The sequence below is a fragment of the Lewinella sp. W8 genome, from assembly GCF_004375085.3.
GTDB lineage: Bacteria > Bacteroidota > Bacteroidia > Chitinophagales > Saprospiraceae > Neolewinella.
On record NZ_SNAQ03000021.1, the window covers coordinates 83128 to 96632 of the forward strand.

Sequence of the window (13505 nt, forward strand, 5' to 3'; positions counted from 1 at the left end):
TGGTTAGTTTAGGGATGCACTGTTGAGGTTTTCTACCATGCGTTCGAAACGAAGGCGGGTATCTTCTGGTGCGAACAGTTCGCGGAGCACCCGACGGTACTGATTACAGAGTTCGGCGAAATCGGGGCTTTGGCGGAGGTAGGCGAGGGCTGCACCCCGGAAGCACCGATGGATTTGATTGTTCACCAGTGGTAGAGGTTCTTCCGGATGGGTGTTGTACAATCGGTGGAGGGCCCGGACGGATTGAAAAACTTCCAGGTGATCAAAACCCCTTAACTGAAGTTGGGTGTAAAATTCTTTGGCGGCGGCGTGGGCGGATTTTTGGTCGGTAATGCTTAGCCGCAGGGGATGAATGTTGGCCAGTTTTCCCAGCGGAGTCACCATGCTCATGCTTTCATTGCGGAAGCCGGGGGCTCCGTTGAGGTAGGGGAAAACCAGCTGTTCGCAGTCGGTAATTCTTACGCCCAGGTGGACCTCCGCGAGACTCAGGTCGGGGTAGTCACTTACCGAAAGGATGATGCAGCTAAACCCCCGCTCGTGGGAGCGTCGAAATTGTTTCCAGTCCGGCAGCCAGGCGAATGCTCTTTCCTCGAGCTGGGGGGAAAGGGCTTCCTTTAGCCATTGCATTACCGGTCTTTTTGGAGAGGTGGCCATGGGGAATGGGATTGTCCAGCACAAACGGGGATACCTACCCCTGGTTTTCCGGGCTGTCGGCTGCTTCCTCGGCTTCCAGCTTTTCCTGGACGAGTTCGCGTTTGATGAGGTGGTAGGTCTCTTCCTGGCTGCGAATGGAAAGGTCACTTCCTCCCCGGAAATAGGAATTTCCCTGCTGATCACTCAGCAGGCGCGCCTTGGTGTTGTCGCTGAGCTGGATATCCATGAAGGTAATGACCTTCTGCTTCAGGTCCGGATCGTAGATGGGGAAGGTCGTTTCAATCCGGTGACTGAGGTTTCTGGTCATAAAGTCGGCGGAACTGAAGTAGACCAGGTCGTCTCCGGCGTGATGGAAATGGAATACCCGGGCGTGTTCCAGGTAACGATCGACGATGCTGATACCGTGGATGTTTTCACTGACGCCTTTCTGGCCCGGGACCAGGCAGCAAATGCCGCGCACGATCAGATTGATTCTAACACCGGCCCGGGAAGCTTCGTATAACTTGTTGATCATTTCCGGATCCTGCAGACTGTTCATCTTCAGGGTCATCTGGGCGGTTCGACCGGCTTTGGCCTCGGCAATTTCAAAGTCGATGAGTCGGACCAGCCCCTCCCGCAGGTTGAACTGGCCCACCAAAAGGTGCTCGAAGGGAGCTTCGGGAACCTTCACGTTTTCCAGAAAGCTGAAAACGCGGGACACCTCGCTCGTTAACCGTTCATCTGCCGTGAAGACGCCGAAATCGGAATAGATTTTTGCGGTATCCTCGTGGAAATTACCCGTGCTGAGGTAATTGTAAATGGCTTCCTTCCCGTCTTCGATGCGGCGGACCAGGGCGAGCTTGGAGTGGACCTTGACGCCGGGGAAGCTGTAGTGTACGTGGACGCCCGCCTGTTCGAGGCGTTCGCCCCACTTGAGGTTCGCTTCTTCGTCAAAGCGTGCTTTGACCTCGATGAATACGCTTACCTGTTTGCCCGCTTCCACGGCCCGCATGAGGGCCTGCATGATCCGGGACTTTTTGGCCACCCGGTACTGTACGATCTTGATGTGGGTCACGGAGGGGTCGACGGAGGCTTCCTCAAAGAAGCGGACGACCGATTCGTAACTATGGTAGGGGAAGTGGATCAGGTGATCGCGTTCCCGGATCGCCCCCCAGAAATCTTCCGTTTCTTCCAGGGCGGGGTAGACCAGGGGGGGCTGGGGAGGATTCTGTAGCTTGGTTCTCCCGAAATCCGGGAATTTGAAGAAATCAAAATTGTTGTGGTAGCGTCCTTCCGCCAGGATGTCCAGCCGCTCCAACTCGAAGGTTTCCTGCAGGTATTCCAGGAGGTTTTCGGGCATGGTCCGGTCGTAGACGAAGCGGCTGGCGGGCCCGATACTTCTGCGGTTGAGGCTGGCCTTAATTTTGGACAGCAGGTCGCCACTGAATTCGTCGTCGATGTACAGTTCGGCGTCCCGGGTGAGTTTGATGCTGTAAGTATCTTCAATTTCGTAGCCCGGGAACATCCAGGAGACGGAGTGGCGGACCATGTCGTCCAACATGATCAGGTTGCGCGTGCCGTCCCGACTGGGAAGCTCAATGAACCGGGGAAGGTAATCACTGGGGATTTTGACGATGGCCGTGGCAGATTTCCCACTATCCTTTTCCTTCATGAGGATGGACAGGTAAATCTGGGCGTTATTCAAGAAAGGACGAACCATGTCCTTGATGAGGAGTACGGGTTGCACGTAGGGCAACATATTCTCCCGAAAATAACTTTCCGCAAATTCAAGTTCTTCCTCATTCAGGTCGAGTCGACGCTTGAGAAAGATTCCGTGGCGGGCCAACTCGGGGATGATTTTCTTCTCGAAAATCCGGCTGAATTCTTCCTGCTGGCGGTTGACGATGCGTTGGATGGTCCGGACGGTCTGCTTGGGGCTGATGTCCAGTTCCTTTTTGGTCTTTTTGCCTACCCTGAGCAGGTTGCGGTGGTTGGCCATCCGGACCCGGAAAAATTCATCCAGGTTAGAGCTGTAGATGGCCAGGAATTTAATCCGTTCAAACAGGGGGAGGCTTTCGTCCTTGGCCTCCTGGAGCACGCGGTGGTTGAAGGACAGCCAGCTGATGTCACGCGGAATAAGCGGGTATTCTTTCATTTCGCACTGCTTTTGGTGGTCAGTTTAAGGACGACGGATACGAACAGCGGTTAGCATCCGAATTTTTGCCAGAGGCAGGTGCAAGGTAGGAAGCCAGGGGGGCAATGCTAAATACAGCATAACTTTTTTACGACCAACTAACGCTGGCTGATCCTAGGAGGTGACGGATGACTCATCCGGATTACCCCGGTGGGCACTGGCACGTAGAATGAGGTAGCCCAGGAATCCGGCGAGGAGAGATCCGATGAGGATGCCAATTTTAGCCGAGTCGAGCATGGTGGGATTATCGCGGAAGGCGAGGTTGGCGATGAAGATGGCCATGGTGAACCCAACGCCCGCCAGCAGAGAAACCCCCCAAATCTGACGTTGAGAAACGCCTTCCGGGAGCGTGGACACGCCGGTGGCCAGCGCGACCTTTGACATGCCGAAAATACCCAGGGACTTACCAATGACGAGCGCAGCGGCGATGGTCAGGACCAGGTTGAGGTTGAGGCTGCTTCCGGCGGAGAGGGTGACGCCAGCGTTGGCCAGGGCAAAAATGGGCATGATGAGGTAGGCTACCCAATCGTGTAACTTGTGTTCCAGATACTGTAGGGGAGACTGCACCTCGTTGGTCCATTCGTCCAATTCATCGATGTAGCCGATTTGCTGGTCCGTGAGGACTGAGGAATCCGGGTCATTGGTTAGCCGTAGTCGATTAGTGATGTCATCCAGGGAAGCGGCGAAGTCCGAGAAACGCATTTTTTGCCGGATGGGAACGGCAAAAGCCAGCAGTACCCCGGCGATGGTGGGGTGGATGCCGGCCTTGAGGAAAAGCGTCCAGACGGCAATGCCCACCAGGAGCAGCAGGTGTTTGGAGAACAGGTCCCGATAACTCAATACGTACAGCACGGCCAGTAAACCCATCGCGATGAGGATGAGGGTCCACTTGATCCCCGTACTGTAGAAGATGGCGATGATCATCACGGCACCCAGGTCATCCACAATGGCCAGGGCCGTCAGGAAGATTTTGGCGTTAAGGGGAACGCGGTCTCCCAGTAATTTAATGATGGCCAGGGAAAAAGCGATGTCGGTAGCCATCGGAATGGCCCAGCCCTTCAGGGTTTCGGGATTGCCGTTCAGGAACACGAAGATCAGTCCGGGGAGGGCGATGCCGCCGATGGCGGCCAGCACGGGGAACACGGCCTTCTTGGCGGAATTGAGTTCTCCCACCATGAGTTCCCGTTTGATTTCCAGCCCGATGAGGAAAAAGAAAATGGCCATCAGGCCATCGTTCACCCACAGGATGAGTGGTTTGATGAGCTCAAATTTGGTGACCTGTACGCCCAGCTCATAGCCCCACAGCGATTCGTACAGGTAGCCCCAGGGGGAGTTGGCCCAGACGATGGCCAGTATGGTGGCCCCAAACAGGAGGAGACCACTAAAGCTTTCAACCTGGATGAATTTCTGAATGCCGTGGGTGAGTAACTTTTTTACCATAGGTGTGCAGGGCTGGAATACGATCGAGTAATGATGGTATTACCTCTTTTGTTTGGTGTCGTTGTGTTTATGTACCAAAAACGGAGGCATTTTTTGGGGAATCCCCTCAGTTTTGGGCAGCGGTTTTCCGTTCCTTGCGAAGAACGACGACGAGGGCCACGATCGAGAACAGGGCCACCAGGTACCAAACATAATGCAGGTAGTCCGTTCCGCCGCTTCGGTAGTCCTGGGCCACGGCCAGGGCCACGACGAAGTTCATGATAAAGGTGAGGTAGTTGAGTCGGCGAACGGCGCCGGGTTTTCGACTGAAGGCCAGCACGAGGAGGTTGACGACTCCGGCGATAAGCTGAACGGCGAAGAGGAGCGGCTTGTCGTCCTGCAGGGCGCTAAAGCTGGCGAGTAGGAACAGTGCACCGTTCAGGCCAAAGGCAAGGCGGGCAAAGCGCTTTTTACGGTCGTTCGACATAGGGTAACGATGGAAATGATGTAGGAAGGACCAAACTTTTTCGTAGTGCGACAGGAATACGCTTGCTGAAAATAACATTCGTCACCATGATTGAAAAAATTGGTGCTGGTAAATATTTATGGAGACGAAAACACGCGACCGAACTAATGAACAAGGAGAATAATGCCATTACCAATTAAATGGGGGAATAATGTATATTTATGTTTATTAATTTATTAATTAGTATATCCATGAAGGCAACCCTACTTACCCTTGCGTTTCTATTCTGTGGAGTGTTCACCAGCTCCACCATCAATACTGCCGGAGCTACGCTTCAGGCACAAATGGGTTCTTCCTGCATAACGGTCTCCACCGTGGTTAACGGCACCAACACCACGATTACCGTATGCGCAGACACATTTAAAGAAGCTCATAAGCAGATGAAGGAAATTCTTGAGGCCATAGAATAAAGGTGAATTTCAGGGGCCAGCGGACAGAACTCCTCTGTCTTCAAGACAGCGAAACAAGGCGGTACCACCAACTTGTTTGGCACCTGTGCTCCGCACAAAAAATAATTCATCCAACAACGAATAGGCCTCTCCTCGTCAGGCTGATCTCAATAACTTCCTCAAGGCCGCCAGTCCCAGTACCGGTCCGAGGGCGAGTAGGGGGAGAAGATAATGGTAGGGAGAGGAGACGCTCAGGTAATTCAGGAGCTGGATACTGAAAATGGTGATGCCAAAGCCGATGCAGTTCACCACCGTCAGGGCCGTTCCCCGAATTTCCGTGGGTGCATGCCGCGCCACGAGGGTGGAGAATAGGGGGGAGTCCGCCACGACCACCATACCCCAGAACAGGAGGAAAAGCAGGAGAAGCATCGGCGGTGCCAACCAGAGAAAGAGGGGAGAGAGGAGGCAGCAGAGCATGGAGGCGGATAAGGCCAGGCCCGCTACCCGGGCGGGGCCAGCCCGTAGCGACCAGTATCCGCCGATCACGCAGGCCGGTCCTCCCACCGCAATGATGGCAAAGCTCCAGAGCGAGATGTTAACCTCCAGGCCCCGCTGACCAAAATATTCGAGGAGCACGAGGGGAATGAAGGCCCAGAAGGTGTAAAGCTCCCACATGTGACCGAAGTAACCGAAGGCGGCGCCCCGAAACTTGCGGTCGCGGAATACCGTGACTACGTTGGTCAGATCAATTTTTTGCGCCGCTTTTCGGAAGGGGCCGTCGGGCACCAGTAATTGCAGCAGCAGGCCCCCAAGGATGGCCAGTCCGGAAGTGACCAGCAGTACACTCTTCCAGGGGAGCGATTCTCCGGCTCCCCGCAGTAAATGCGGGAAGGCGGTGCCCAATACGAGAGCACCGACGAGGTATCCCAGAGATTTTCCCAGTCCCCGGTCATAATAGTCCGCCGCGATCTTCATACCCACGGGATAGATACCCGCCAGGAAAAAGCCCGTGCCGAACCGCAGCAGGAGCAGGCTGAACAGGCTATGGTTATCCCACACGGTCAGGCCATTAAAGCCGGCGGCCAGGACGGCGCTGACAAAAAACACCCGGGAGGGAGAGAAGCGGTCCGCAATCGACAGGAGGGCGTAGAACAAGGTACCCAGAATAAAGCCGAACTGTACGGCTGCCGTCAGGTGGCCGGTACTGGCCGCGGGGAGCTGGAAGGTCGTCACGAGCGCCTCCATGACGCCGTTGCCCGCAAACCACAGCGAGGTACAGCAGAACTGGGAGAAGATGATGATGGGGAGGATCCGACGGGCGGTGGAGGGGCTGCGCATGGCCAAAAGGTAGGGCGCTTCCGGAAAATTGCCCTAGAACAAACTCATCTGTGGCGGGCCGGCGTCAGGTTGTGGTCCGCGCGTCTCCGACTGGCCCTGGGCGTGCAGGTGGTCTACAAACCAGGCGGCGGCCTCCGGCGCGAGGATATTATCGGGCTGATGGGGGAAGAAGTAATTTTCGGGCAGATTCCACTCGCTGAGTTTATGGGCCCAGTCTTCCAGGCGCCGGTAGTCGGAGTTAATCAAACCATTGCCGACGAAGCGGACCATGCTACGGGGAGCGGTAACGTAGCCATGAAGGACATCCCGGCGACCCGCCACGTCGGTAATGACCGCCGCCACGCCGTTGGCCGCCAGGAGATCCATGAGGCGTTCGGTAGTGAAGGGATCCTGAAACCAGGAGGGGTGACGGACCTCCACCGCCAGGGGAAGTAGTCCTGGCCACCGATCAAGAAAGGCTTCCAGTACTTCCAGGCGAGCCGCGTCGAAGTAGGGGGGCAGTTGGACGAAGGCACAGCCAAGCTTTTCCCCAAACCGATCCAGCGAGCGGACGAAGCGGGGCAGTGCGTCCTGGTGTTGCCCCAGGTCATTGCGGTGACTGATGGACTGCGGGACCTTCGGACAGAAGCGAAAGTCGTCAGGAACGGCCGCACACCATCGGTCCACGAGGTCCAGGTCCGGAATGCGGTAGTGGGTCGTATTTAGTTCAATGGTATTGAACTGCTTGCCGTAATGCCGAAGATAATCGGAGGCTTTGGTTTTTTCCGGGTACCACTTACCCACCCATTCCTTCATACTCCAGCCGGTGGCGCCCACGTAGATGCGGGGCAATCCCTCCGAGGGGTCAATCTCATAGCGTTCCAGCCGCCGGGCGTTGGCCAGGGGCTCAACGGGCAGATGAAATTCAACCCGGGAAGGATCGGCTACTTTTCCAAATTTCATGTAATGAATGGATGTGGAGGGTGCAGGAAGGCCTTATCCCCAAGACAGTCAGAAATCGCAAATGTTTGGCGGGAAGGGGAAAATCAAGCTGGCGACCGCAGGCCAGCCTTACGATACCGGCTTAGTATTCGCGACGCAGGATTGGAGCGGCACGACCAGAAGCTTGTTCATTTTTTTTCTGTCTGGTATGGAGGTCGGGACTCAAAGGCCAAACAAGCTCAAAAACCGGAGACGACAGGCGACTCGATGGTGAGCCGCCCGCAGTGCAACGGTTTACTTGACTGTGGTAAGTAGATCCCACTGGTACTGAAAAAGCCGCCGCGCCTGACGTGCTTCTTCCCGTGGGCCGGGATGTTCCGGAAGCTCCCTAGTAAAAGTTTAGAGAGTAGCGCAGGGGCAAAGATATATGGGCGCACTACTAAGCAGCGAACCACCAAAAGATTTTTTGGTACCGTTCCGTAACCCGGGCACAGTTAAGTAATAAATAAATATGTAAAATGTAAATGTATTTCGGTGCCGCGACACACGGCCACCATCAGTTAGGGAAGGTCAATTGGCCCGGATCAGCACTACCCCCGCAATGATGAGTGCCACCCCCAGACTCCGGGCCCAGTTAATCGGGGCTTCCGGAACGCCCAGCCACCCATAGTGGTCCATGATGAGGCTGAAGACCATTTGGCCGGCAATGGTGAGGCCGAAGGCCAGGGTGACCCCAAGACGGGGCGTGAGCAGGATGATGGAAAAGACGTAAAAGGCCCCCAGGAGGCCTCCCGTCCAGTAATACCAGGGCATTTGGAGGCCCTGCTTAACGGTCCCCAGCGGCACTTTGGCCACCAGGCAATAGAGAAACAGTCCTACCATGCCTACGACGAAGGACAGTAGGGTAGCGTAGATCGGACTCTTGACCGCCTTGCCCAATTCGGTGTTGAATCCGGCCTGAATGGGTAAAACTACGCCGGCCACGACCGCCAGTAAAATGAAGAGGGATTGCTGCATGGGATAAAGGTCGGGAATCTTGGGGCTATCACTTTAAATCGCAAGGAACAACCTTGTGGTTTGCTTGCGGTACCGATAATATACCGCTACCCGATAAAATTACCTTCCGTCCCGATAAAAACACTTTATCATCGGTGGGTGTCTTATTCATAAGTTTAGGGTACAACTGTACCTAAAGCGCCGAATCATGATTACTTTTGCGGCCAAATCGATTACCATATGCTGAAAGAATTTAAGGACCTAACGCCCGAAGAAACTGCCCTGATGATGGATGCCATTCCCCTGGTGACCATTCTGGTGGCGGGCGCCGATGGTGAAATGGACGAGGTAGAACTTTCCGAAGCCGAACGGCTTGTCGACATCCGTAGCTTTGATACCAGCGGTCAGCTGCACGATTACTACGAACTACTGGAAGAGCCCCTGGCCGGGCGTATCGTAGCCCTTTCTCAGGAACTGCCGAATGAGGTGGCCGAGCGCCAGCGGGTCATTTCCGAACGTTTGTCCGGACTCAACGTCATCCTGCCTAAGTTGCGCCAACCGCTGAATTACCTCTACTACAGCAGCTTCCGCAGCTTCGCCAACCACATCGCCAAGAGTAGCGGAGGGTTCATGCGTTTCATGACGGTTAGTCCCGAAGAAGCGGAGGTGGTTAACCTGCCGATGGTTCACCCCGTGGAGAAGCCCGACGAACGGGATTTCCCCAACCTGCTTTAATCACCTACGCCAAGCCAGTCGACCATGAGCAGAATTATGATTATCGGCGCCGGAGGCGTCGCCAGGGTAGTTGCCTACAAGTGCGCCGAACACCCGGAGGTGTTCAGCGAGTTTATGATCGCCAGCCGCACGGTTAGCAAGTGCCGGGAAATTGCCGCCGACATCAAAGCGGATCTGGGCTACGAGAACATTTCTACGGCTGCCGTCGATGCGGAAGACATTCCCGCCCTGACGACCCTGCTGAAGAACTACCAACCCGAATTGGTAATCCACGTGGCCTTGCCCTACCAGGACCTGACCATCATGGAGGCCTGCCTGAACGCGGGGGTCCACTACCTGGACACAGCCAACTACGAGCCCAAGGACGAAGCCAAGTTCGAATACAGCCATCAGTGGGCCTACCAGGAACGCTTCGAGGAAGCCGGCCTGACGGCCATTCTGGGCTGTGGCTTTGATCCCGGCGTAACCAGCATCTTCACCGCCCGGGCGGCCAAGCACATCTTTGACGAAATCCACTACCTGGATATCGTTGACGCCAACGCCGGTGACCACGGTAAGGCCTTCGCGACCAACTTCAATCCGGAAATCAACATCCGGGAAATCACCCAGCCCGGCCGTTACTACGAAAACGGGGAATGGGTAGAAGTGCCGGCGCACAGCATCCGCAAGGATCTGGTCTACCCCGAAATCGGTCCCAAGCCCAGCTACCTGATCTACCACGAGGAACTTGAAAGCCTCGTCAAGCATTTCCCCACCATCAAGCGTGCGCGCTTCTGGATGACCTTCGGCGATGAATACCTGACCCACCTGCGCGTGATTCAGAACATCGGCATGGCGGGCATCGAGCCGGTAAATCATCAGGGAATGGAGATCATTCCCCTGGAATTCCTCAAGACGGTACTGCCCGATCCCGGTGAACTCGGCGAGAACTACACCGGCCAGACGAGCATCGGCTGCCGGATCAGCGGCATCAAGAACGGCAAACCCCAGACGTACTACATCTGGAACAACTGCCAGCACGAGAAAGCCTTCCGCGAAACCCGCGCCCAGGGAGTGAGCTACACCACCGGGGTACCCGCCATGACGGGAGCCATGATGCTCCTGCAGGGCAAGTGGGGCGGTGCCGGCGTTTTCAACGTGGAGCAATTCAACCCCGACCCCTTCCTGAAGGTACTTGGTGCCCACGGACTGGAATGGCACGAAGAAATCGGTGGCGACCTCGGACTTTAATCCTGAAATACTACCGGATAAGCATAATGGCTATGGGGAAACCCGTGGCCATTGCTGATTTACTGAAGTCGTGGTTGATGCCGGAAATACCGCCGCCGATTTTGGGTGCGGAGCACGGGTGCCAGGGAGAAGGGTAGGGCCGTGCGGTGGGAATACTAGGGATTTCTCCGCTCCTGACTACCTTGCCACTCCTGCCCCGGGCTGCGGCATCACCGCAAGCGGGGTACCTTATGCCGGCATTGTCCAAGCAAGCCGATCCCTTTACCGGAAAAACTTCTGGACCCGAGCGTCAATCATGGACGCGCAATACCGCCTACTGTATGCTTCTACGTACCTTTTCCTTACTTCTTGTGGTGGTTTGCCTGACGTGTTGCGGGCGATCAAACCCGGACAACGCCTCCTCACCGCGACCCGAAACCTCCGGTAACCCCATCATTGACGGTTGGTACGCCGATCCCGAAGGGATTGTCTTCGGAGACGAATACTGGATATTTCCCACCTATTCCGACGATTTTGACCGGCAGCTTCACCTTGACGCCTTTTCCTCCCCGGATCTGGTGCACTGGACCAAGCACGAAAGCGTACTGGACACCAGCATCGTGCCCTGGGTCAAGCAGGCCATGTGGGCGCCCTCCGTGCTCGAGCATCGGGGCCGGTATTACCTGTTTTTCGCTGGGAACGACATCCAGAACCCCGACCGCCCGGGTTACCGCCCGGAATACGATAAATACCGGGAGGGTGGCATCGGCGTAGCCGTGGCCGATGCGCCGGGCGGCCCCTACCGTGATCTGCTCGGGAAGCCCCTGCTGAGTGAATTTTACAACATGGCGCAACCCATCGACCAGTTCGTCTTCCGCGATGACGACGGTACCGTGTACTTCTTTTACGGCGGTTGGGGGCGGTGCAACCTGGGACGGCTCAACGAAGATTTTACCGGTTTCCTTCCCTGGGAGGACGGCGAACTCTTCCACGAAATCACCCAGGAGGGCTACGTGGAAGGTCCCTTTATGTTCAAGCGGCAGGGCACCTACTATTTTATGTGGTCTGAAGGGGGATGGACGAACGGTACCTACAAGGTCGCCTACGCCACGGCCCCCGCCGTTACCGGCCCCTACACCCGGATTGGCACCATCCTGGAATCCGATGAGGCCATCGCCACCGGCGCCGGCCATCATTCCGTGATCAACGTCCCCGAAACCGACGAGTGGATCATCGTGTACCACCGCCGACCCATTCCCAACGAAGACCGGGATCACCGGGTCGTGTGCCTGGACCGACTGACCTTCACCGAGGAGGGGTTGATCAATCCGGTAAAAATGACCAATAGCGGGGTGGAGGCGAGGCCGATTGGGAAGTAGGTCGCACCTTCTATTCGCGACCCCTGGGAGCAGCTCGTTACACTCGACAACTCCGAGGAGCGCTTTAGGGAGGGTAGTAAAGCCGGTTCTCCGAGCGGTATTTTCTGGGCCGGTGGCCCGGATTTCTGCTCGTAGGTCCCGGTATAGGTAAATGGAGATGCCACGATGTCTGGCCCCCTGGAGTGGACCCGGCACCCGCACGCCGTGCCCTGATTTTTGGCAATTTCGGCACCCGAAACTTGTGGAGAAAAAAGGCTTTTGCGGACTAGTATAATAAGGTAATCCTATGTACCTTTGCGGCTCAATTGGGTACGGCCCAAAATTCAGACTTTATGAAATTGTCTCTGCGGATCCTGTTTTTGCTGGTTTTTGGGCTGTTTCTAGGCCAGTTGTCAGCAGCTGGTGGCGGTGAGGAAGGCGAGGAATACGACCTCGTCGGTACCGCCATGCACCACATTGCCGACGCCAACGAATTTCATATTGTGGGGGATTTTTCTATTCCCCTGCCCGTTATCCTCTACGCACCCGGTCACGGCTGGACGTTTGGCATGAGCAATATGTTCCACCACGGCACCGAGGCCGTTGACGGTTACGTGCTCAATCACGGCCGCGTAAACCGCATCGCTGACGCCTCCTTCCCCATGGGCCACGTGGCCCTGGCCGGTGGTGACCACGGCGGCCACGACGATCATGGAGACGATCACGCTGGCGATGAGCACGCCGAAGAAGCTGGTCACGAAGAAGAAGCCGCCCACGACGCGCACCACCTGGTGCACCACAAGATGATGGAGGTTGACGGCAAAGAAAAAGAAGTCGCCTACATCACCTACGAAGGAAAAGAATACCTGCTGGACCCGCCCTCTACCCTCGACGGGGGACTCGTTGGCGGTGGCATTACCAGCTTCTACGATTTCAGCATCACGAAGAACGTGGCCACCATGATCCTGGCCATGATCCTGCTGATCGTCGTCTGGACGAGCGTCAAGAACCGCTACCAGAAGAACGAAGGCAAGGCTCCCTCCGGCCTGCAGTCGCTGATGGAGCCGCTCTTCGTTTTCGTCCAGGAAGAAGTATCCAAGCCGATGATCGGTGAGAAGCACTACGCGCGCTTCCAGCCCTTCATTATGTGTCTGTTCTTCTTCATTCTGTTCTGTAACCTGCTGGGCCTGATTCCCTTCTTCCCCGGTAGCGCCAACGTAACGGGGAACATTGCCGTGACGCTCGTGCTGGCGGTGATCGTGTTCATCGTTACGAACCTGAACGGCAACCGCCACTACTGGGGCCACATCTTCGCGATGCCCGGCGTACCCAAGTTTGTTCTCATCATCCTTACCCCGGTAGAAATCCTCGGTCTGTTCATCAAGCCCTTCTCCCTGATGATTCGTCTTTTTGCGAACATCTCGGCCGGGCACATCATCATTCTGAGTCTGATCGGACTGATCTTCGTCTTCGGCGAAAGTGGTCAGAACGTTGGCGGCGCGGCCGTTGGGGTACTGGTTGGCGGACTGTTTACCGCCTTCATGAACCTCATCGAGTTGCTGGTGGCCTTCCTGCAGGCCTTCATCTTCTCCATCCTGGCAGCCAGCTACATTGGCGCGGCGGTGGAAGAACACGACCACGGCCACGACGATCATCACGCCGAGGAGACGCACGGCTACGCTGCTGCCGTTCAGCATCAGCCCATTGATCAACCCAGCGTTGCTACCAACGGGTAGTCAACTTAAAGATATTGAACGGTCGGCCCGATTTTCCGGACGGCCCGTTCG

12 protein-coding genes are annotated in these 13505 nt (G+C 56.0%); 5 read left to right on the plus strand and 7 right to left on the minus strand.

Going from position 1 to position 13505, the window contains the following annotated elements; genetic code table 11:
* Positions 1-3: 3 nt before the first annotated feature.
* The 4 genes from E1J53_RS20135 to E1J53_RS20150 form a co-directional block, all read right to left on the minus strand.
* Complete coding sequence (locus tag E1J53_RS20135) at positions 4-627, minus strand: hypothetical protein (RefSeq protein ID WP_134274317.1); 624 nt, start codon at positions 625-627, stop codon at positions 4-6.
* Between the two features lie 61 nt (positions 628-688).
* The gene (gene ppk1 / locus E1J53_RS20140; RefSeq protein WP_134274316.1) at positions 689-2788 is read right to left on the minus strand and encodes a polyphosphate kinase 1; all 2100 of its coding nucleotides are present in this window, start codon (positions 2786-2788) and stop codon (positions 689-691) included.
* Between the two features lie 153 nt (positions 2789-2941).
* A complete protein-coding gene (nhaA, locus tag E1J53_RS20145) occupies positions 2942-4267 on the minus strand; it encodes a Na+/H+ antiporter NhaA (protein ID WP_134274315.1) in 1326 nt (441 codons plus the stop codon).
* Between the two features lie 106 nt (positions 4268-4373).
* Positions 4374-4733, minus strand: coding sequence for a hypothetical protein (locus E1J53_RS20150; protein WP_134274314.1), 360 nt, complete (start codon positions 4731-4733; stop codon positions 4374-4376).
* A 230-nt stretch (positions 4734-4963) separates the two neighbouring features.
* Between E1J53_RS20150 and E1J53_RS20155 the strand changes: the two genes are divergently transcribed.
* Positions 4964-5182 (plus strand): hypothetical protein, encoded by a 219-nt coding sequence (locus E1J53_RS20155; protein WP_134274313.1) that lies wholly within the window; start codon positions 4964-4966, stop codon positions 5180-5182.
* A 135-nt stretch (positions 5183-5317) separates the two neighbouring features.
* Here the strand turns inward: E1J53_RS20155 and E1J53_RS20160 are convergent, their stop codons facing one another.
* The 3 genes from E1J53_RS20160 to E1J53_RS20170 all read right to left on the minus strand — a co-directional run bounded on the left by E1J53_RS20160 (position 5318) and on the right by E1J53_RS20170 (position 8437).
* The gene (locus E1J53_RS20160) at positions 5318-6499 is read right to left on the minus strand and encodes an MFS transporter (protein ID WP_134274312.1); all 1182 of its coding nucleotides are present in this window, start codon (positions 6497-6499) and stop codon (positions 5318-5320) included.
* Between the two features lie 33 nt (positions 6500-6532).
* On the minus strand, positions 6533-7441 hold the full coding sequence (locus E1J53_RS20165) for a DUF72 domain-containing protein (protein ID WP_134274311.1): 909 nt from the start codon (positions 7439-7441) through the stop codon (positions 6533-6535).
* A gap of 549 nt (positions 7442-7990) precedes the next feature.
* On the minus strand, positions 7991-8437 hold the full coding sequence (locus tag E1J53_RS20170) for a DMT family transporter (protein WP_134274310.1): 447 nt from the start codon (positions 8435-8437) through the stop codon (positions 7991-7993).
* A 219-nt stretch (positions 8438-8656) separates the two neighbouring features.
* On the opposite strand from E1J53_RS20170, the gene E1J53_RS20175 reads away from it, so the two are divergent.
* The 4 genes from E1J53_RS20175 (at position 8657) to atpB (ending at position 13454) form a co-directional block, all read left to right on the plus strand.
* Positions 8657-9151 (plus strand): hypothetical protein, encoded by a 495-nt coding sequence (locus E1J53_RS20175; RefSeq protein ID WP_134274309.1) that lies wholly within the window; start codon positions 8657-8659, stop codon positions 9149-9151.
* Positions 9152-9175: 24 nt separating this feature from the next.
* On the plus strand, positions 9176-10381 hold the full coding sequence (locus tag E1J53_RS20180; protein WP_134274308.1) for a saccharopine dehydrogenase family protein: 1206 nt from the start codon (positions 9176-9178) through the stop codon (positions 10379-10381).
* A gap of 320 nt (positions 10382-10701) precedes the next feature.
* A complete protein-coding gene (locus E1J53_RS20185; RefSeq protein ID WP_134274307.1) occupies positions 10702-11739 on the plus strand; it encodes a glycoside hydrolase family 43 protein in 1038 nt (345 codons plus the stop codon).
* 332 nt (positions 11740-12071) lie between these two features.
* The gene (gene atpB, locus E1J53_RS20190; RefSeq protein ID WP_134274306.1) at positions 12072-13454 is read left to right on the plus strand and encodes a F0F1 ATP synthase subunit A; all 1383 of its coding nucleotides are present in this window, start codon (positions 12072-12074) and stop codon (positions 13452-13454) included.
* The last annotated feature ends 51 nt before the right edge of the window (positions 13455-13505 follow it).